This is a genomic window from Akkermansiaceae bacterium (assembly GCA_017798145.1).
GTDB lineage: Bacteria > Verrucomicrobiota > Verrucomicrobiia > Verrucomicrobiales > Akkermansiaceae > Luteolibacter.
The window spans coordinates 2,122,411-2,142,345 of the sequence record CP059069.1 but is presented as its reverse complement, the minus strand read 5'-3'; the positions used below and the strand labels follow the sequence as shown (position 1 = coordinate 2,142,345).

17 protein-coding genes are annotated in these 19,935 nt (G+C 62.7%); 8 read left to right on the top strand and 9 right to left on the bottom strand.

The window, feature by feature from the left end; genetic code table 11:
- Positions 1-68 precede the first annotated feature (68 nt).
- The 5 genes from mgtE to HZ994_09030 form a co-directional block, all read right to left on the bottom strand.
- Positions 69-1,436 carry a magnesium transporter gene (gene mgtE / locus HZ994_09050; GenBank protein QTN34355.1) on the bottom strand — a complete coding sequence of 456 codons (1,368 nt, stop codon included), beginning with the start codon at positions 1,434-1,436 and terminating at the stop codon, positions 69-71.
- Between the two features lie 229 nt (positions 1,437-1,665).
- Positions 1,666-4,050 (bottom strand): tetratricopeptide repeat protein, encoded by a 2,385-nt coding sequence (locus tag HZ994_09045; GenBank protein QTN32470.1) that lies wholly within the window; start codon positions 4,048-4,050, stop codon positions 1,666-1,668.
- A 7-nt stretch (positions 4,051-4,057) separates the two neighbouring features.
- Positions 4,058-4,477, bottom strand: coding sequence for a biopolymer transporter ExbD (locus tag HZ994_09040; protein QTN32469.1), 420 nt, complete (start codon positions 4,475-4,477; stop codon positions 4,058-4,060).
- 12 nt (positions 4,478-4,489) lie between these two features.
- Entirely contained in the window at positions 4,490-5,302 is an 813-nt protein-coding gene (locus tag HZ994_09035) for a MotA/TolQ/ExbB proton channel family protein (GenBank protein QTN34354.1), read from the bottom strand.
- Between the two features lie 180 nt (positions 5,303-5,482).
- The gene (locus tag HZ994_09030; protein ID QTN32468.1) at positions 5,483-5,938 is read right to left on the bottom strand and encodes an Hsp20/alpha crystallin family protein; all 456 of its coding nucleotides are present in this window, start codon (positions 5,936-5,938) and stop codon (positions 5,483-5,485) included.
- A gap of 254 nt (positions 5,939-6,192) precedes the next feature.
- Here HZ994_09030 and asnS point away from each other — a divergent pair, with 254 nt between their 5' ends.
- The 3 genes from asnS to HZ994_09015 all read left to right on the top strand — a co-directional run bounded on the left by asnS (position 6,193) and on the right by HZ994_09015 (position 9,455).
- Positions 6,193-7,548, top strand: coding sequence for an asparagine--tRNA ligase (gene asnS, locus HZ994_09025; GenBank protein QTN32467.1), 1,356 nt, complete (start codon positions 6,193-6,195; stop codon positions 7,546-7,548).
- A 383-nt stretch (positions 7,549-7,931) separates the two neighbouring features.
- Positions 7,932-8,681 (top strand): SGNH/GDSL hydrolase family protein, encoded by a 750-nt coding sequence (locus tag HZ994_09020; GenBank protein ID QTN32466.1) that lies wholly within the window; start codon positions 7,932-7,934, stop codon positions 8,679-8,681.
- Positions 8,682-8,849: 168 nt separating this feature from the next.
- Positions 8,850-9,455 carry a hypothetical protein gene (locus HZ994_09015; GenBank protein ID QTN32465.1) on the top strand — a complete coding sequence of 202 codons (606 nt, stop codon included), beginning with the start codon at positions 8,850-8,852 and terminating at the stop codon, positions 9,453-9,455.
- 2 nt (positions 9,456-9,457) lie between these two features.
- Here HZ994_09015 and HZ994_09010 read toward each other — a convergent pair whose 3' ends face one another.
- Both HZ994_09010 and HZ994_09005 read right to left on the bottom strand, forming a co-directional pair.
- Positions 9,458-9,625 carry an Entericidin EcnAB gene (locus HZ994_09010; protein QTN32464.1) on the bottom strand — a complete coding sequence of 56 codons (168 nt, stop codon included), beginning with the start codon at positions 9,623-9,625 and terminating at the stop codon, positions 9,458-9,460.
- A 33-nt stretch (positions 9,626-9,658) separates the two neighbouring features.
- The gene (locus HZ994_09005; GenBank protein QTN32463.1) at positions 9,659-10,846 is read right to left on the bottom strand and encodes a hypothetical protein; all 1,188 of its coding nucleotides are present in this window, start codon (positions 10,844-10,846) and stop codon (positions 9,659-9,661) included.
- A gap of 378 nt (positions 10,847-11,224) precedes the next feature.
- Between HZ994_09005 and HZ994_09000 the strand changes: the two genes are divergently transcribed.
- The 5 genes from HZ994_09000 (at position 11,225) to HZ994_08980 (ending at position 17,112) form a co-directional block, all read left to right on the top strand.
- Complete coding sequence (locus tag HZ994_09000) at positions 11,225-12,013, top strand: MotA/TolQ/ExbB proton channel family protein (GenBank protein ID QTN32462.1); 789 nt, start codon at positions 11,225-11,227, stop codon at positions 12,011-12,013.
- Between the two features lie 59 nt (positions 12,014-12,072).
- Complete coding sequence (locus HZ994_08995) at positions 12,073-12,546, top strand: biopolymer transporter ExbD (protein ID QTN32461.1); 474 nt, start codon at positions 12,073-12,075, stop codon at positions 12,544-12,546.
- A gap of 26 nt (positions 12,547-12,572) precedes the next feature.
- Complete coding sequence (locus HZ994_08990) at positions 12,573-13,034, top strand: biopolymer transporter ExbD (GenBank protein QTN32460.1); 462 nt, start codon at positions 12,573-12,575, stop codon at positions 13,032-13,034.
- A gap of 141 nt (positions 13,035-13,175) precedes the next feature.
- Complete coding sequence (locus HZ994_08985) at positions 13,176-16,163, top strand: tetratricopeptide repeat protein (protein QTN32459.1); 2,988 nt, start codon at positions 13,176-13,178, stop codon at positions 16,161-16,163.
- Positions 16,164-16,206: 43 nt separating this feature from the next.
- Positions 16,207-17,112, top strand: a complete 906-nt coding sequence (locus tag HZ994_08980; GenBank protein QTN32458.1) for a hypothetical protein — start codon at positions 16,207-16,209, stop codon at positions 17,110-17,112.
- 131 nt (positions 17,113-17,243) lie between these two features.
- Here HZ994_08980 and HZ994_08975 read toward each other — a convergent pair whose 3' ends face one another.
- Complete coding sequence (locus tag HZ994_08975) at positions 17,244-18,533, bottom strand: sigma-54-dependent Fis family transcriptional regulator (GenBank protein QTN32457.1); 1,290 nt, start codon at positions 18,531-18,533, stop codon at positions 17,244-17,246.
- Positions 18,518-19,825 carry a hypothetical protein gene (locus tag HZ994_08970; GenBank protein ID QTN32456.1) on the bottom strand — a complete coding sequence of 436 codons (1,308 nt, stop codon included), beginning with the start codon at positions 19,823-19,825 and terminating at the stop codon, positions 18,518-18,520. Before HZ994_08970 ends, HZ994_08975 begins: the two co-directional genes overlap by 16 nt.
- Positions 19,826-19,935: the final 110 nt, after the last annotated feature.

The following is a 19,935-nucleotide window of genomic DNA, read 5'->3' as shown; positions in this document are numbered from 1 at the left end:
ATGCCCACACCAAAGAACGATTCCGCCTGCTCGCCGCCGAATTGCTTTGATCCAAAAACCCATGCGGCTCAAAGCCCGAGGATCGCGGCGGCGGTGCCGAAGTAGATGAGCATCCCGGAGACATCGACGATGGATGCGAGCGAGGGGGCGGAGACCACGGCGGGATCGAGCTTGATGGCGCGGGCCGTGATGGGGAGGAGGGCGCCAAGGGTGGTGGCGGAGAGAACCTGGAGGGTGATGGCGGCGGCGACGGCGATGGAGAGCTTCAGGAACGAGAAGGTCGCGGGGGCTTGCGGGTGGAACTGGGGGAGGATCACGGCGATGAAACCGGCGATGGCGATGCCCAGCGTCACCCCTAGGCAAATCCCTATCCTCGCCTCTTTCCAGGCTATGCGCAGGGCGGTGCCGGTGCCGATTTCGCCGAGTGCCAGGGCGCGGATCACCATGGTGGCGGCCTGCCCGCCCGCGTTCCCCCCGGCGGCGACGACCATGGGAAGGAACAGGGAAAGCACGAAGGCTTTCTCCAGAACCCCGCTGAAACGGAACATCACGTAGCCTGAAAGGATGGAGACGAACGCCAGCCCGACGAGCCACATCACCCGCCTGCGGTAATGGATGGCGGCCGAGGTGTTCAGGTAGGAAAGCTCGGTCTGCTCGCCGCCGATGCCGCCGAGTTTCTCGATGTCCTCCGTGGACTCCTCCTGCATGATTTCCAGCGCATCATCGTAGGTGATGACACCGAGGAGATGATGGAACTCATCGACCACAGGCAGGACGACGAGGTCATAGCGGTGAAGCAGGCGGGCGGCGTCCTCCTGGTCCGCGGTGGCCAGCGTGAACTCGTCCGCATCCTCCATGATGTCGCGGATCGGCGTGTCCCAGGTGCTGAAGGCAAGCTCGCGCAAACGCACTTTCCCCGCGAGGCGCCCCTGCTCATCGACGACGAAAATCCGGGCCAGCGTTTCCGCATCCTCGCGGTCGCGGCGCAGCACCATGAGCGCCTGTTTCACCGTCATGTCCGCCGTGATGCGGCCCACCTGGGTGGTCATGCGCCCGCCCGCCGTGTCCTCCCCGTAGCGCAGCAGGCTCTTGGTCAGCTCCTTGTCGCGCGGGCCCAGCAGGGAGAAAAACCTCACCTGCGCTTCCTCGGAAACGACCTGGAAAATGTCCACCCGGTCGTCGTCGGAGAGGTTCCCCAGCAGCACCCGGAGCTGGGCGGGCTTGAAGTGGCTGAGCGAATCCTCGATGAGTGAGAACGGCAGCTCCGCGACCACGTCGGTCGCGATCTCCGGGCCTATCGTCTTGAAAAGGAAATCGCGTTCACCGTCATCGAGATGCTCGTAAAGTTCCGCAAGGTCGGCGTAGTGGCAATCCCCCGCGGCGGCGAGCAGTGCGGATCCGTCCTCGGCGGCGATGGCGCGCCTGACTTCGGCGATCGGGTTTTCGTCATCGTCTTCCGGCACGGGCGGAGCTTGGCCGGATGGCCGCCCTGCGGTCAATTGCCATCGCGGGCGGGCGTGAATCTTTGCGGCGAAGGGTCGTGACCCTGGGATCGGATGATCGCCTTGCCATGCCTTGTTAGCATGCCCTGATGGAGCAGTCCTGGGCGAAAGTCAGATCCCGCGGGGTGGCAGGGGGGCGGATTTCAGTTCCGGGCGGCGGGGCTCATTCCGCGGCGGGCGCTTTCCAGTCCGGGAAATCCTTTTTCAGCTGGGCTACGTATTTTGCGGCCTCCTCGGCTTTGCCCTGCTTTTCCAGGAGCTGGATGTAGCGGTGGATGGCGAGGGGCTTGAGATCCCCGTCCTCGTGGAAGTTGATGACGGTGAGGTAGTCCGCGGCGGCCTTGCCGGTGTTTTGCTCCTGGAGGTAGAGGTCTCCGGAGACGATCCGGAGGTAGGCGGAGGTGCGGCCTTGGGGGCGGAGGGCGAGGGCTTCGTCGGCGGCTTTGCGGGACTCCGTGTAGCGCTTGAGCAGGAGGAGGGCACGTGCGCGGTCGAGGAGGGCATCGGCCTTCCATGCGGGGCTTTCCTCTACCTCGAGGACATTTGCGAGGGCGGGCAATGCTTCGGAGGGCATGCCGGTCTCGATGAGGGCTTTGGCGAGGTAGCGCCAGATTTCCTTGGCGGTGGCGCGGGGTTCGTCCGGGTTTGCGATGAGCTGCAGGAAGCGCGCGGCATCCGGGTAGTCACCGGAGTTGTAAGCCTGCATCCCAGACCACTGGATGGCCTGGGCCGGAATGTCGCCGACATATTTCCCCTCGATGGCGAGGACTATCTCGGAGGCGAGCGCTGCGGGATCCTGGGCGGCGAAGTGGGAGAGGGCGAGGAGCAGACCGGCGTGTTTTGCGTAGGCTTCCGGGCGTAGCTGGCGGGCGGTGTTGAGGAAAGGTGCGGCTTCCTTGGGCTGGTTGGTCTTCACCATGCCCCAGCCGATCCAGTAATTCGCCTCGGCCTTGAGGTTGTCGGTGAGGTCATCGACCTTTTCGAGGAGGCCTTTGTAGCGGACGACCATGTTTTCGATGTTGCCTTCCTTGCGGCGGGTGCGGGCGGACTCGAGCCAGGCGAGGGATGCGAGGTCTGCGGGGGCGGCCTTGTCCATGGTGAGGCGGTCGAAGTCCGCGACGGCCTTGGCTGGCTCGCCGGTTTCCGCGTATGCCTTGGCGCGTTTCACGAGAGCAGGGTAGCTGCGCTTGTCATCCGGGTGCTTGGCTAGGAATTCCGTGAGGGAACGGATCGCGCCCTGGGTGTCGCCGGCCTCTGCGAGGCACCATCCGCGCTGGTAGAGGAAGCCCGGGCGGTTGGCCTCGCTGAGGAGGGTGGGGTCGATCTGGGAGTAGGTCTTGGCGGCTTCGGCGGGCTTGTTTTCCGAGAAAAGGGTTTCTGCCTTCATCAGCATCGCGGTGTGGATGCGGGTGTCCGCAGGGTGGAGTTTCCCGTAGATCTGGAGGAAGGCATCGACCTGATCGACGACGTGGCGGCCCTCGATCTGGAAGAAGCAGTTGAGGCGGTAGTAGGATGCCTGGAAGGCGAGGTCGTTCTCGGGTTTGACGAGGCGCTCGACCTCACGGAAGAGTTCGGAGGCTTCGGCGGGCTGCCTGAGTTTCATCATGGCGCGCGCGGCGATCATGAGGCGCAGGGCTTCCTTTTCGCCCTCGGACTTGAGCGAGCTTTTGCGGAAAAGGTCGAGGACGGCCTGGAAATCCTTTTTGGCGTAGTAATTCTCCATGAGCGCCGTCTGCGCGTCGGGGCGGAAATCCTCCATGCCGGGTGTATCGAGGATGAAGCGGAGGTATTTCTCGGCGACTTCCGTTTTCCCCAGCCTGGTGGCGGCGATGGCCGAGTTCAGGGCGGCCTCGCCGCGGTATTTCGGTACGGAGCTGGTGTTGGCGACGTCCTCGAAGATGGTAAGCGCGTCCTGGGTTTTGCCGGACTTGAGGGTGAGCTTTCCGACCTCAAGCTGGGGGCCGGCCCTGAAGAGGGAGCCCTCTGGATCGGCGATGACGCGGTTGTAGGCGGTGATGGCCTCGCGGTCGCGGCCGAGGAGGCGGTAGCAGTTGCCTGCGAAGAGGTTGCCCTTGGGTTTGTCGGAGGGGCGGGCGGCGTTTGCGGCGAAGCGCTCGAAGAGGGGTGCGGCAAAGGCGTATTCGCGCTTGTTGTAGTGGTCTGCGGCAAGGGTGTATGCGGCTGCGGCGGCGTATCTGCCCTGGCCGTAGCGGTTGATGAGCGTGGCGAAGCAGCGTTTCGCATCGTCGATCATCCCGGCCTGGTAGTAGCTGTTGCCGAGATACCACCATGCGGCCTCGGTGTTGGGGTGGTTCGGGAATTCGTTGATGTAGGCGGAGAAGATCTCAGTGGAGCGGAGGTAGAGCTCGCGGCGGGTCTCGAGATCGACGCTGGCCTGGGCGCTGTCGAAGAGGTTTTTGCCGCGCGCGAAGAAATCGTTTCCGGCATCCGCACGGAGATCGCCCGCATCCACTGCGCCGGCGCGTGGCGGAGCCTGCCCGTGGGCGGGGATGGCAAGGAGGAAAAGGAATGGGAGGAGGGCTTTCAACGGGATCTCAGTTGTTAGGTGCTGGCTTCTGGGTGGCGAAGGAGATATTCCAGATGCCGGCTTTCTGGCAGGTGTCGATGACCTCGACGATGCGTTGGTAGGCGACCCCGCCATCGCCGCGGATGCGGACGGGCTGGTTCTCGTATTGGGCGGCGATGGAGGCGAGTTTCTCGAGGAGCTGGGGGAGATCGACCATGCTACCCTCGACCTTGATGGCGCCGTCGGATAGGATGTTGATGACGATCTCGCCCTGCTGGCGCTGGGGATCCGCGCCTTCCTGGGCGGTGGGGACGGAGACGGAGAGCTCCGTTTCCGAGCGGGTGAACTGCCACGTGACGATGAAGAAGATGAGCAGCAGGAAAACTATGTCGATCATCGGCGCCAGTTGCATGTTGGCGGGTTCCGGCTGCCTGCTGGAAAATTTCATGATGGAGTGTCCTTAGATGCCGTGGAGGTCTGGGCGGTCGCCGCCGAGTGGCGATGGGACGGGCATGGCGTAGTCCTCGCGGGTGCGCTGCGAGGGTGCGGCGTAGGACTCGCGCCCGGTGGGCCGCTGGTGCTCCACCTGGGTGTGGAGCAGGGCCATGAGGTGGGTGGCGGCGGCCTCGAGCTCCGCGATGTATTTCTGAACGCGGCCGCGGAAGAAAGAGTAGAAAACAAGGGCCGGGATGCCGATGACGAGCCCGGCGGCGGTGGTGATGAGTGCCTCGGAAACGCCCTCCGCGAGACCCATCTGGCGGACACCCTGGATGTCCCCGCCGGCGATTTCCATGAAGGACTTGATCATGCCGAGCACGGTGCCGAGCAGGCCGACCATGGGTGCGATGGAGCCGATGTCGGCAAGGTAGGTGATGCGGGAGGAGAGCAGGCCGGCTTGGCGGGAGCCCTCTGCCTCGGCTACCTCGCGGACTTCGCCGAAGGAGGCGGAGGGGTATTTCGTGAAGAAATCGAGGGTTTTCTGGGTGACGCGGGCCATGGACTCGTTCTGGCGGTGGCAGTAGGCGACGAGGCCGAGGTAGTCGCGCTTGCGGATCATGGCCTCGGCTGCGTTCATGAACCTGTCGCTGACGACGGCGTTGCGGCGGATGGTTAGGAGGTAGAGGAGGACGAGGACGACGCCTATGACGGAGATGAGGGCGAGCGGGAACATCATCACGCCGCCCGCCTGGATGATTTCCAGGAAGTTCGTCTGTTTCTGGGCCGCAGCCACGGCGGTCTCCTGTGCGGAGGCGGAGGCTGCGCCGCAAAGCATCGCGGCGGTGAGGAAAGTGAAGCGCTTCATGGGATGCGGCGTAGTCTAGTGGGCGGAGCGGCCATTGCAAGCACGGGCTGGATACGCGGATCTGCCGGAAATTCTGTCGTTGCCACGTGCCGCGGCACAAAAAAGCGGGAGGCACCCGAAGATGCCTCCCGCACGTTTTGCCTGTGTGTCTCAGTCCACGCGGACTTCGATGTGCTTCGGCTTCTTCTCCTCGCTCTTCGGCAGGCTGACGCGGAGTGCACCGTCCCTGAAGGAAGCGGTCACGCCATTGCCATCGGCATCCTCAGGGAGGGAAAAGCTCCGCTGGAAGCTGCCGTAGCTGCGCTCGATGCGGTGCACCTTCCTCTCGCTGTGGACTTTCTCCCGATTGCGCTCGCCCCGGATGATGAGGGAGCCGTTCTCGACGACGACCTTGACGTCGTCCTTGTCCACCTGCGGCAGGTCTGCGGTGATGAGGTATTCCTTATCGTCCTCCGTGATGTCCACCGCAGGCGACCAGTCCGAATGGGTGAGCAGGGAGTTGCCTTCCCCATCGGAATGTGTGGGTGAGAGCCGCATCGCGCGGATCACGCGATCCTGAAGGCGCTCTAGTTCTTGGTATGGGTTCCATGTCGTAAGTGTGCTCATGATTTCATTGTGGTTTGTTGTTTCATGCCGGAGGCACCGAGCCGCCGACCGTAGATGAGAGGTTTCTTGCAAACGGCGCACCAAGTCCCCAATCCCTTGTAAAACCAAAGCCCGGCCGATCCGGCGATGCCATCTGCTGGGAAATTCTGACGCATTTTGCCGGCCAGAAATTCCCAGGATCCGGGAAAAACCGTCGCATCCCCACCCCCATTGTCTTCCTTGAAGTTTGGAGTTTGAAACCTAGGATTCCGGCCATGCGCACCCTCATCAAGCACGTCCTCGCCCGCACGGAAGCCACGGATTCCCTGGAAGTGGCTGGCTGGGTGCGGACGCGGCGGGACTCGAAGGCGTTCTCGTTCATCGAGCTCAACGACGGCACCTGCCTGGGAAATCTCCAGATCATTGCGGATGCGGATATCCCCGGATACGGCGATATCCACCGGATGGCCACGGGGGCGTCCGTTTCCGTTTCCGGAAAGCTCATCCCGTCCCCCGCGCAGGGGCAGGACTGGGAAATGCACGCCTCGGAGATCCGCCTGCTGGGCACCGCGCCGGAGGATTACCCCTTGCAGAAAAAAGGCCACTCGCCGGAGTTCCTGCGCAGCATCGCCCACCTCCGCCCGCGCACGAACCTCTACGGCGCCGCCTTCCGGATCCGCTCGCGGATGGCCTATGCGATCCACCGCTTTTTCCAGGAAAGGGATTTTATCTACGTCCACACGCCCATCATCACCGCCAGCGATTGCGAGGGGGCGGGGGAGATGTTCCGCGTCACCACCCTGCCGGATGACAAGGCCGCGATGGTGGCCGAGGATTTCTTCGAAAAACGCGCCTATCTAACAGTCTCCGGCCAGCTTGAGGGCGAGACCTTCGCCTGCGCCCTCTCGAACATCTACACCTTCGGGCCGACTTTCCGTGCGGAAAATTCGAACACCTCCCGCCACGCGGCGGAGTTCTGGATGGTCGAGCCGGAGATGGCGTTCTGCGACCTCGCGGGGGACATGGATTGCGCGGAGGAGATGATCAAGTTCCTGGTCAGGGAAGCCCTCGCCGATCCGGATCTGGCGATCTTCGAGAAGTTCGTGGACAAGGGCTTGCGCGCGCGGCTGGAGCATGTGGTGGAAAAGCCCTTCCAGCGCATCACCTACACGGATGCGGTGAAGCTGCTGGAGGAGTCCGGAAAGGATTTCCAATACCCGGTGAAATACGGCCTGAACCTCCAGTCCGAGCACGAGCGCTGGCTCACCGAGGAATATTTCAAGCAGCCGACGACGGTTTACAACTACCCCAAGGAGATCAAACCCTTCTACATGCGCCTCAACGACGACGGGCAAACCGTCACCGCCATGGATCTGCTTGTGCCCGGCATTGGCGAGATCATCGGCGGCTCACAGCGGGAGGAGCGCCATGATGTTTTGTTAGATAATTTCAAGCACCACGGCATCGATGCGGAGGCCTACGGCTGGTACGCGGATCTGCGGAAATACGGCACGGTGCCCCACGCAGGCTTCGGGCTTGGCTTCGAGAGGCTGCTGATGTTCGTCACCGGCATCCAGAACATCCGCGATGTGATCCCGTTCCCGAGGACGCCGGGCCACTGCGAGTTCTAGGCGTAGGCCGCCCGCAGCCGACAGTCCTTCGCAGTCCGAAGCCTGCTCCCCAATCGCACTTTCACCCGGACGAAGAGCGTTCCAGCCGAAGGGTCATGACGGCGACTTGTTCGGAGCCGGGCACATCGGGACCGAAGGGCGTTGCGGGAACGGATACAGAGGACTTTAGCCCGCGGTGTTTCTCCCAAACGCCTCCGCAAGGCGGCTTCCGACAATCATCTGATCGGATCCGAAAACAAGCTTCGCCTCGTTCTGCCGAAAAAGTTGAGATCGTTCCTTCCCGAGAAGAACTCGCTGTCCGAAGAACAGCCAGGTTCCCCGGCGATCCCCGAGGCGAGGGATTTGCCTTGAACGCGCGTATGGGTTTGCGAGTGTCGGGAACCATGAAGACACACGCTTCCCTTTCCCGCCGTTCGATGATCCGAGGTCTTGCCGCGCTCGGTGCCGCAAGCGCGCTTGCACCCGCCCGATCCGCTGCGCAGGAGGCCGCTGTGCCGAAAGCCCCGGCCAAGGGTACGGTGATCCTTTTCCAGGGCGACTCTATCACCGACGCGGGGCGTAAGCGCGACGTGCTCGATGCGAACAACTCGCGGGCTCTGGGCAACGGATACCCGGCGCTTGCCGCGGGGGAGCTGCTGGGGGCGTATCCGGAGACGGAGCTCAAGGTCTTCAACCGGGGTGTCAGCGGCAACAAGATCCCCGATCTCGCCGCGCGCTGGCAGGCGGACTGCCTCGACCTGAAGCCGGACATCCTGAGCATCCTCGTCGGCGTGAACGACCTGTGGCACACCTTCGCCTTCGGCAACAAGTACAAGGCCACCGTGGAGGATTACGAAACTGGGTTCCGCGAGCTGCTGCAGCGCACCCTCAAGGATCTGCCAAACACCCGCATCGTGATCTGCGAGGCGTTCACCACCCGCACCAGCGACGAATTCAAGCCCTTGGCGAAATACGCGGCCGCCGCGAAGAAGCTGGCGGAGGAGATGAAGCTCACCTTTGTGCCTTTCCAATCCGTATTCGACGACGCTCTCAAGGCGGCGCCCGCCGAATTCTGGCTCGGCGATGGCATCCACCCTCCGCCCGCCGGCCACGCGCTGATGTGCCAGGCATGGCGCGAGTCGGTGGGGATCTGAGCCCATGCCCTTCGTGGTTTGCGAACCCTTCATCCGTGGCCCGAAGCAACTCCAACACGGCACTCTCACCACGTCCAGTCCCCTGGGCTCCCAGGGTAGCAAGCCTGAGGGAAGCCCCGACAGTTCCCGCTTGAATGTCCCTGCGCGGGGCACTAAGCCATTCCCCGCATGGATCCACGCCACCCTTACGAGCATATTCCGCTCTTCACCGCAGGGATACTGCTCGGCCTTTGGCTGGTCGGTTCGCATTCCCTGATGATCGCGAGACCGGCCTTGGTGCAGGGTTGGCTCAGGAAATTCCCGCGCAGCCCGCTCGCCGGTCAGATCATCATGGCGATAGGCATGGCGTGGTTCTGGCTTCTCGTCGCGCCGGACGGGATGGGGAAGCTCAGCGCACTGCAGATGGATCTCGGCGAGTTCAACAACATCAAGCCGTTGCTGCGGGTGCTGGTTCCCGCTTCGCTCATCGCGGTTTGCATCAGCATCCGCGATTTCCTCGCCGTGCGCGCCCTCGGCGTGCTCGGCCTGATGATCGCCGCGCCATTGCTGGAGGCTGCTTTTCTCAAAGACCCTGCCAGCCGCCTGCTTGTGCCGGTTTTCGCCTACGCCCTGCTTACCAAATCCCTCTTCTGGGTCGGCATGCCATACATGTTCCGCGACGCGGTGACTTGGGCCACGGCCACGGATGCCCGCTGGAAGGCGGTCTCTTTCGCCGGGCTGGCATACGGCATCGCCACGCTGGCCTGCGCGCTCGCCTTCTGGCGCGGATACTAGGGTCAGTAAACGGGGGCACCGGATGTGTCCGCGCCCACTTCCCCGCCACGCTGGGCGGCGGTTTTTTCAACACCCTCGCCGAGCAGGCGGGTGTCTCGGCCAAGGCCTATCATGGTGTTGCAGGAGCTCAGGGCGAATATGGCGGCGATGCTCAGTGCGATGAGTTTCATATGCACATGAGTTTGTAACAGGGAGCCGGGTTGTCAACCTCGCTTTAGCTCACGGCGAAGTTCGGTGATCCCGTCCCGCACCGCGAAGGTGTCCGCGCGGATATGCTCAAGGGCGGCCTTCTGGTCAGCGTCCTCTTCAGCGGCGATGAGCTCGCCGCAGGCTCCCACGGATTCGTTGATCCAGCCAAGGCAGCGCTTCAGCACCGCTAGCACGAAGCCGGCCTCCGGCTCGTAGCCGCTGCCACGGCCGTGCAGCACACCTGCAAGCTTCGCACTCACCTGCAGAAGGTTTGAGACCATGCGCTGTGCAGGGCTCTCACCATCCCCGCCGCGCCCGGCGATGTCCAGGGCGCGCATCGCAAGCTCATGCGCCTGCACCTGCAGCGGATGACTGCTTTCCATCCACTCTTCGCCATCGCCATCCTCGTCCCCATCGGCGGATCTCCAGCTTTCGGAGAAAAAACCATCATCGTCCTCATCGAAGCCGTCCATCTCCTCCGCGCCGCCCTCTTCCCGTTCCGCCAGCTCCCCAAGCAGCCCGTCCCAGCCCATCGCGAAAGCCTCTTTCCGCTCGCTGTCGGGATCCTCCATGTACTTTTCCAGCACCTCCTGGTATGCATCTGTCAGCCGGTCGGATTCCTTCAGCCGCTCTTCCCATTCATACTCGTCAAGCTCGCCGGATTTCCCTGTCCCCGGCATATCATCCGGCTCCGCCCGGCGTATCACATGCGCCAGGAAATCCCTCATCGCGCTGAGGTTCGCCAGCTTCTGCGCCTCTTCCTGATCTTCGTCCATCTCCCATTCCTTCCCGGAAATCCTCAGATCGAAGCCCGCCGCCTCGATGAGCACCCGCCCGTTGATCTCGCTGAACCATTCCAGGTAGAGGACATTGCGCCAGCGGAAGGGTATGTCCTCGCCGCGTCGCTCGCATTCGTCCATTTCCTCCTCGGAAACCTCAGGGATCCGCGCCTTCCGAGATGCCGTGATGTCCCCGACAACCCCCGTTTGCTCCGTATCGAGCTCCGCCGTCTCCGCCATCGCCACCGGATCCGGGTTCTCAAACTCCAGGACGGATCCAGCCAGATCCCTCCAGCAATCGCCTTCCAGCGAGAGGATCAGCGGCTCATCCCGCCCGACCAGCCAGATCTTGCCCGTGGTTCTGCCCTCGACGCTGTTGTCGATCAACCCGTGTTCCACCGCCTCGTCCACGCGCCATGCCATGCCGGGGATGTTCCTCCCCACCCCCGGCACCCGTCAAGCAGGGTGTTTCCCCGCCCGCCGGAGCCGGTTCCATCCCTGGAAAGTCCGCGCCATGCAGGAACCGGCTTCCCCGCACTGCCTACTGGTCTACGCACCCTCGCGGGACTTGTCCCCGCACGTTCGGATGGATGGCGCAAAGCTCCAGGCCCTCCATGGAGATGCGCCCGCATCCATATGGGAAATCCATCAAAGGGAATCTGGGCACCGCGCGTTCCATCATCAGCGAGCCCGCCGCCGCTCGCTTTGAACTTCTTTCGGATTTTCCAAAATCTTTCTTGCCCGCGTCCCTTTAATTACGAAACTCACCAGCAGCACACAGCGCAAAACTCCAGCAACCCCATGATCGAAAAAAACGTTTCCCGCCCTCGCTTCACCGCGTCCGCCATTCTAACAGCCACCCTCCTGGCGGCTCCACAGCTCTTCGCCCAAGGTGCGGCGGCCCCTGCAAAGCAGGACTCCCTGCTGAACCGCTGGGTCCTTGACGGTGGTCCGACGATGATCCTTATCGGCCTTGCGGTCGTCGCCTTCATCGCGCTGGCGGTATACAACTTCATGAACCTCACCAAGTCGAAGTTCTGCCCCTCCGATCTCCAGGCCGCCCTCATGGAGCACATGGCGAACTGCCGCGTCCGCTCGGCCATCGAGCTCGCCGCCTCCCATCCCTCATACCTAGGCCGCATGGTCGCCTATTCCTTCCCGAACATCGATGCCACCCAGCCCGAGACCCTCGGCCGCGACCAGGTGGAGGATGCGATCGCGGATTTCACCAACAACGAGTCCCGCAAGTCGATGCAGTGGATCAACTACATCTCGCTCATCGCCCAGGCATCCCCGATGCTCGGACTGACCGGAACCGTCATCGGTATGGTCAGCGCCTTCGGAACCCTCAAGACAGCCGGTGCCGCAGACCCCTCCCAGCTCGCCGGTGACATCTCCGTCGCCCTTCTCACCACTCTCTGGGGTCTCTTCAACGCGATCCCTTGTATCATCTGCTACTTCATCCTGAAGAATAAGTACAACTCCCTCGTCGCCGACTCCTCGCACATTGCCGAGGAACTCCTCAACGCTGCGGTTGCAACCGTCAACGCCGACACCCTCTACGCCAAGATCCCCGAAGGGATTGCCTGAGCCGTGACGGAAACGGGCGCGGCCCACGCGCCCGGAATCCACCGAACCGAAAAATCCCCATGGCCTCCAAAAAACTCAGGAAATCCACCTCCGGTGGGGATGACGAGGCGAAAGTCGACATGTCGCCCATGATCGACATGGTCTTCCTGCTCCTCATCTTCTTCATCGTCAACGCAACCGCGATCATCGTGAAGACCGATCCGGAGGTGCTGCCGCCGGTCGCGAAAAACTCGGTCCGCCAGGAAGACGGACGCGGCCGCATCGTCATCAACGTCCGCCAGGACGGCACCTTCACCGCAGAGGATTTCAACGTCATCCTGCTTGAGGACAAGGACATCTTCGACCTCGTCAAAAAGGAGAAGGAGGCCATCCAGGCGCTAGGCCTCAAGCCGAAGCTCCACCTGCGCGGCGACGTCGATGCCGTGTTCAAGTTCTCCCGCACCGCGATCCGCGCGGCCGCACAGGCCGGCGTGGATCAGGTCGTCTTCGCCGTCTACCAGACCCACAAGGGGCTGCGCAAGAAAGACAAGTAAGCCCCCCTTCCCAACAAAAACCTTCCATGGCCCGCCACAAGAAATCAAAAGCCGAATCGGATGCCGAACCGGAGCTGGATATCTCGTCCCTCATCGACGTCTGCTTCCTGCTGCTCATCTACTTCCTCGTCACCTCCACCATCACCCCCCGCGAGACGGATCTGGGCATGGCGCTGCCCGCCGCCGCACCCAGCAACGAGCAGCCCAAGATCGAGCCCAAGTTCATCCGCGTGGATGCCGCCGGGATCATCTACACAGGCACCGGCGCAGGCCAGCAGCAGCTTGATTCCGATGCGGGTGACCGCAACGTCCCCCTGCTCGACAGCGAACTGGACCTATACTCCCAGGCCGCCCGCAGCGCAGGCAGCAACCCGCTCGTGCAGGTCTATGTCGATCCCGGAGCGACCCAGCAGCGCGTGATCGATGTCCTCAACTCCCTTGCCGGTGCGGGCATCACCTCCGTAACGTTCACCGACCTCGTCGAGTGAACGGGATTTCTTTCAAGAATCCCTAAAAATCCCGCGCCGCCGGACGTTCCATCTTGCAGGAACCACCCGGCGGCGTATTTTTTTTAAACATCTTCGCCAGCAATTCCTTTTCAGAACAAGAACCCAGACCCTTCCGTGCAAATGAAAAAATTCCTACTCTCCCTTGCCCTCCTCGTCACCCCGCTGACCGCCTCCGCACAGCAGGCGGACTTGGGCAGCCTGGTGAACAACGCCCTCAAGGCCATGAATGCCGGCGATTGGGAAAACGCCCTCAAGTTCAACGCCGAAGCCGTCCAGCGCTTTGGCGGGAACCCGAAGATGGCTCTCCAGCTCCACGGCGCACAGTTCGGCGTCATCCTCTACCGCAAGGGCATCAGCGAGATGAAGCTCAAGAAATACGCGGAGGCGATGAAGTCCTTCGAGTCCTGCTACAAGGACTACCCCAACACCGAGACGGGCGGCGGCAACATCTTCAACAAGATGGCCCTGCTCAAGTGGGGTGAGGCGGCGATGGGTGCGGAGGATTACCAACTCGCCATCACCCAATGGAAGAAATTCCTCCAGGAGCGCGACAAGACCCGCGACTCATACCCGCGCGGCGCATTCCACATCAACATGGCGATCTGCCACTTCCGCATCGACAAGCTCCCGGAGGGCAACGAGCACCTTGAGATCGCCATCACCAACAAGGACATCTTCCCGACCCCCGAAGAGGCCATCATCTCGGGCTTCCAGGCCATGGTCACCGCCGCCATCGAGAAAAAGGACGAGCAGACCGTCCTCGATTTCATCGGCAAGAACCGCGGTGCGCTCGTCATCTCGCCCTTCTCCATGCAGCGCTACTCCAAGATCTTCATGAAACTCGCCGGAGATGCCATCGGCGCGGACATGACCAAGACCGCACTCTATCTCTACCAGTTCGTCCCTGCCACCCAGGTCGCCGTGGACGATCTCCGCAGCCGCGTCAAGGATATGGGGAACCTCGCCAGGATCAAGTCGCGCAGCGGCAACCTCGACAAGGCGCGCATGGAGGCGGATCTCGCAGCCCTCGAGGCGGAGCAGCGCGGCAACAAGGCCATCGAGATGATCAAGCTCGCCGCCATCGCCTACATCCATGAGTCGAACAAGAACATCCACGGAGCCTTCGGCGCATACCTCCAGCTCGAGATGTATTACCCCAAGGCCGAGAAGCGCGAGGACAACCTCTTCCACCTCGTCCGCACCTCATCGGTGATCAGCGCGCTTTCCTACACACAGAAATATGGCGAGATCTTCCTCAGGGAATTCCCGGAGTCAAAGCACAAGCCGGATGTCCAGAAACTGATGCTCTCCTCACTGTTCTTCGACGGGAAATACGAGACCTGCATCGAGATCGCCGGCGACATCATCGCCAACAAGAAGGCTGCGGAAGGAACCCCGGAGCACGATCTCGCCCTTTTCGTCCTCGGCGGCTCCTACTTCTACACCGGCCAGTACGACAAGGCCGCACCTCTCCTCGACGAGCACGTCACAAAATATCCGGAGAGCATTTTCGCGATGTCCGCCTCTTACTTCCAGGCATCCAATGTTTCCCGCCTGCAGTTCTGGACCAAGGCCGCGACGCTGCTCGATGCCTTCCTGGACAAATACAAGGCGGATAGCAACCAGACCTACACCCCGCTCGCCCTCTACGACCGCGCGAACTGCCACTATGCGGAGGAGCAGAACGAGGGGGCCATGGAAAAGCTGGACCGCATCCTCAAGGAATTCCCTGACTCCACCGTCACCGACCAGGCCTACAACCTCAAAGGCAACGTCCACCAGGCGCTCGACCAGAAGGAAGAGGCGGAGTCCGCCTACCTCAAGGCCATCGAGATCGCGGAGGCACGCCGCAACGATGGTGTCGTCGGCGAGGCGCTCTATTACCTCGTCGCCATGCTCGGTGATCAGAAAAAGGGGGAGGAACCCGGCCCGCGCCTCAAGGATGCAGTGCCCTTCGCGGACAAGTACTGGAAAGAGTACGCGGCCGGCTCGCCCTACCGCGCACAGGTCGCCGTGGCACAGATCAAGGCAATGCAATCCATCGGCCGCGGCGAGGAAGCGCTGGAGCGCCTCCAGGGTGTCATTTCCGACATGGCCAAGCAGACCGAGGCACCCGGCCTGGAGGCTGCCATCAACTCCTATACCGAGGCATATCTCGAGAACCACAACCCGGACCAGCTCAAGGAACACTACTACAATTTCCCCGGCATCCGCACCACCGATAGGGCTGCCCGCGCACTCCTGCGCATCGCCATCATCGGCGTCTTCGAGGAGGTCGCCAGGGACAAGGAAGACGAGGCGAAACAGCGTGCCGCCGAAGCGATGATCGTCGTGCTGTTCCGCGAGCTCAAGGCGGACTTCGATCTCAAGGATCTCTCCAACTACATCCTCGTCCAGCTCGGTGATTACCTCCGTAACAAGACCGGCACCCCGCGCGAGGCGATCCCATACTACGACGAGGCGCTTTCCCGCCAGGATCAGTCCTACCGCTTCGCCGCACTCATCGGCCGCGCCGATGTCTATGGCAGGTCAAAGGCGGATGCGGATCTGGCCAAGGCTCTCGAGGACTTCGAGCGCATCTTCACGGATTCCCAGGAGAAAAAAGACCGCGAGTTCGCTCTCTTCCGCATCGTCGAGATCCTCATGGCCAAGGGCGATTACGCCAAGGCCGACGAGCGCGCCAACCAATACCTCAACCGCGAGGAGGGCAAATCCCTCGGCTTCTCCAAATACTCCCCGGAGGTCGGTTTCATGCTCGCAGAATCCTTCGAGAAACGGAAGATGACCGACGACGCCATCTCCATGTATGTCAAGGTCTGGTCCGCGCACATGGGATACATAAGGATTTCCGCACCCGCCGTGGAGGCGTGGATGAAACTTTCCTTCCAGCGCAACAGGAAATCCGACGACCCGAGGGTGCAGTCGGATCGCCAGGGCGCCTACGCCGGCGGCTACCGCTTCCTGGAGCTCACCGGACGATTCAAGGACAAGATGTCACCGGAGGAAGTCGTCATGTGGGAGAGGGTTCAGAAACTCACCGACCAATACGCGGCGGATCCGAACGTCAAGACCATGGAGCAGCTCAAGAAAGAGGAGGAGAACCGCTAAGACCCCGTAGGCAGCAAGAACAATACAACACCACCACAGACCCATGAAAAAACTCCTTACACTTCTCCTCGCACCCGTCCTCTGCAGCTTCGCCATCGCCCAGGAATTCCAGGCGGAAGCATACCTGTCCAAGCCCAACGGGGAAAACTTCCAGGCATGGATCATCGCCGCCACCAAGACCCAGATCCGCTACAAGGTTTCCAAGGTCTCGACCGAATTCAACGACGGCAAGATCGTGGATTTCTCAACGATACACCTCATCGATCCGCCTGAATACACCGCAGCCCTCGATCTCTTCGAGGGGCGCAAGTACAAGGAAGCCCAGGAAAAGTTCGCGGCCTACAAGGCCATCTCAAAGCCCATCGCCGCACTCGCGGACAACCACCACACGCTCTCCGCATACTACGAGATGGAATGCATGCGCATCCTGGGCGATTACGAAGGCCTGCGCAAGGCGCTCGGCAGTTTCCTCAAGGAACCCCTCACGCGGGATTACCAGCTGCGCCAGCTCGACCTCTATGTCATGTGGGACGCGCTTGGGGAAAAGGCATGGGACAGGCTCGTCATCATCGCCAGCCAGCGGGATGCGGAAAACCTCCCCGGGGACCAGCGCGCCCAGGTGGCCTTCTGCAAAGGCCTCGCCCTGGAGAACCTCAACCGCCCGGCGGAAGCCCTCATCGAATACGGCATCGCCGTTACCGCGGATTCCGGCGCCTCGGAGCTGATCACGGAGCAGGCCGCCCTCAACGCGCTGGGCATCTACTTCAAGGACGAGGCCGTCCAGACCGCCATCCGCAACTGGGGCACCGAGGATGAGAACAAGAACTCCCCTGGCTACACCCGCCTGCTCGAGGCCGCCGCCCTTGCCGACCTCTACCAGAAATACCTCTCCATCGACAAGCCGCTCTCCGCCGACGCCAAGGGCTTCCTGAAATACGTCGAGAAATAACCGCCCATCGCAGTGGCGAGCCGGCCCCACATGGCGGAGGGTTTGCCCCATACCCATCTGGCTCACAACCACATGGGAGAGTCTGGTTTCCGCTTGGGAGTGATTTTTCCTCAGGGACCGGGATATCGGTCTCAGGAAATCCCGCCGCGCCGCAGCTTCTGCCGCAGGGTTGCACGGTTCATGCGCAGAGCCGCCGCCAGCCGTGTCGGGCGGTTGTCGAAACGTTCCAGCAGGTGCCTCAGCATCGAGCTTTCGATTTCCTCCAGCAGCACGTCATATTGCCATTTGTCCTCCGGGGTCATCTCAAGTGTGGAGTCGAGCCAGCGGGCGATGACCGCATCCAGCTCACCGGCCACGGCGGCACCGCCGCCTTCGTTGATTGCTGCGGCAACGTGCGGCGGCAAGTGCCCTGGCAGCAAGGGGCCGCTGCGGCTCATGGCAAGGCCGTGCTCGATGACGTGCCGCAGCTCGCGGACATTTCCCGGCCACGGATAGGCCTGCAGCGCGGCCAGCGTGGAGGCGGCGATCTCGAAGGGGAAGCTGGACTCCCCGTGCATCCCGTGGAAAAACCGGCTCAGTGCCGGGATATCACCGCTGCGCTCCCGCAAAGGCGGCATGGCGATGGTGAGCGCACCGAATGCGTAGAACAGATCCTCCCTCAGCCCTCTCCCTTCCCCCGCCTCGCGCGGATCCCTCTGCATCGTGGCGATGAGCCGTGGCAGCGGCGCATCCTCCCTCTCCAAGGCCGCTGCAAGCATGCCTTGCAAGCTTGGGCTGAGCGCATCGATCCCCTTGAGGACGAGTGTGCCACAGGCATCTTGCAGCGCCTCAAGGTGGGTGAGCGTACTGCATTCCACCAGTCGCAGGGCATCCCCGCTGCGGCTTCCATTTGCATGGATCGCACGCGCTGCCAGTGTTTTCCCCGTGCCGCTCGGCCCATGGATGAGCACCGGGCTGTCTCCGCTGCATGCCCGTGCGATGCCCAGGAAAACCCGGTGCATGGCGGGCGCGGCACCGATCAGCGAGCCGGCCGTGGTATGCCCCGGCGCGGCGATGGCGATGCTGCGCGTCACCATCGCGGAGATCACTTCCTCAAAGCGCTGCAGGTCGATGGGCTTGAAAAGGCATTCCGCCACCCCGAGCTTCCGCGAGCTGATCGTATGATCGAGCGTGGCGTGGGCGGTGATGACCAGCACCGGCACCTTTGATCCCGCTTCGCGGATTTTCGCAAGGACTTCCAACCCGCTGATGTCAGGCAGGCCGATGTCGAGCACGATGGCCTCGAAAGCCCGCTCCCCGATCCGGGCAAGCGCGGCCGCGCCGCTGGCGGCGAGCACGGGCGTGTGGCCAAGGCGCAGCACCGCCAGCGAGAGCGCGTTGCCTAGTGCGTGCTCGTCCTCGACGATCAGTATTGCTGCCACTGCTCACCTCCTTTCCGATCCGGGTTTTCCGGCCAGCCGATGCGCACGCAGGCACCTTTGCCGGGCAGGTTCGCGGCGGTCAGCGTGCCGCCGTGGGCGATGACGATTTCCTTGGAAACCGCCAGCCCCAGGCCCATCCCGCCCTCGCGCCCGGAGTGGAACGGCTCCCCGAAATGGGTCAGGGCATCCGCGCCGAAGCCCGCCCCGCTGTCCTCGATTTCCACAGCGCCGGGAAGCACCCGAAGGTGCACGGTGCCGCCGGTGGGCATGGCTTGGATGGCGTTGAGCAGCAGGTTGCAAAGGGCCTGTCGCAGCCTCTCGCGATCCCCCCGGACTGGCTGGGCATCCCATGCGGGATGGATTTCCCTCGAAATGGTCACCCCCGAATGATCCGCCTGCGGCGTGAGGCTGCGACAGGCATCCTCGGCGAGCGCCGCCACATCCACCGGCACCAGCTTCACCGGCTCCGGCTTGGCATATCGCAGCCATTGGTTCACCAAGGACTCGATGCGGCCCGCCTCCCCGACGATGAGATGGGCCGATGCCCGCTCATCCGCTGCGCAGGTCCGCTCCAGAAGCTGGGCGTGCAGGCGTATCGCGGAGACGGGATTGCGCACCTCGTGGGCGAGGCTGGTGGCCATGCGCCCCAGCAAGGCCAGTCGCTCCGCGTGCCTTCGCTTCTCACGTTCCGCGATGAGTGAGGCATGGGTTTCCTGCAGTGCCGCCGCGAGGCTGACGATCTCGCGCGGCCCCGATTCCGGCAGCGACTGGAGCGGTTTCTCGCCACCCATCCCCGGGATTGCGGCGGCCAGATTCGCCAGCGGGCGGGTTACCTTGCGCCCCAGCCAGAGGGAAAAAACCAGCGAAAGCGCCCAGAACCCGCCCAGCGCCAGGCGTGCATCAAGCCGTTTCCAGACCGGTCGGGCGGCGGATTCCCGGGAAAACCAAACCTCACGCCCGCTTGCAAGCGGGAAGCCGACCCTGATCCTCTCGCCATCGCGTTTCGCCACCCCGTCCGCCCTCCCCCCGGCATCCGCAAACGCCACTTCCGCGCCCATCACCCGCCCGAGCTGGGCCGCCATGTGCCCGCTCTGCGGCAGGCTGCTCTGGTCCAGGAAGAGCGCATTCGTCCGGCCTATCGACTCCAGCGCCACCAGCTCCTCCACCCTCCCCAGATGCTGGAAAAACCCCATCATCGCAAGCGATCCCACCAGAACGAAGGCTCCCACCCCCGCCGCCAGCCAAAATGCCAGCGACCGGATTCCGAGAAAAAATGGTCGTTTTCTATCCATGCAGGAATAACGCCTGAGTATCCCTGAAGTCTGTTTTTTGTCGAGAAAATCGATTCCCCACATGGACAGCGCATGATCCGGAAATGAGAGAATGGGCAATTTTTGCTCAC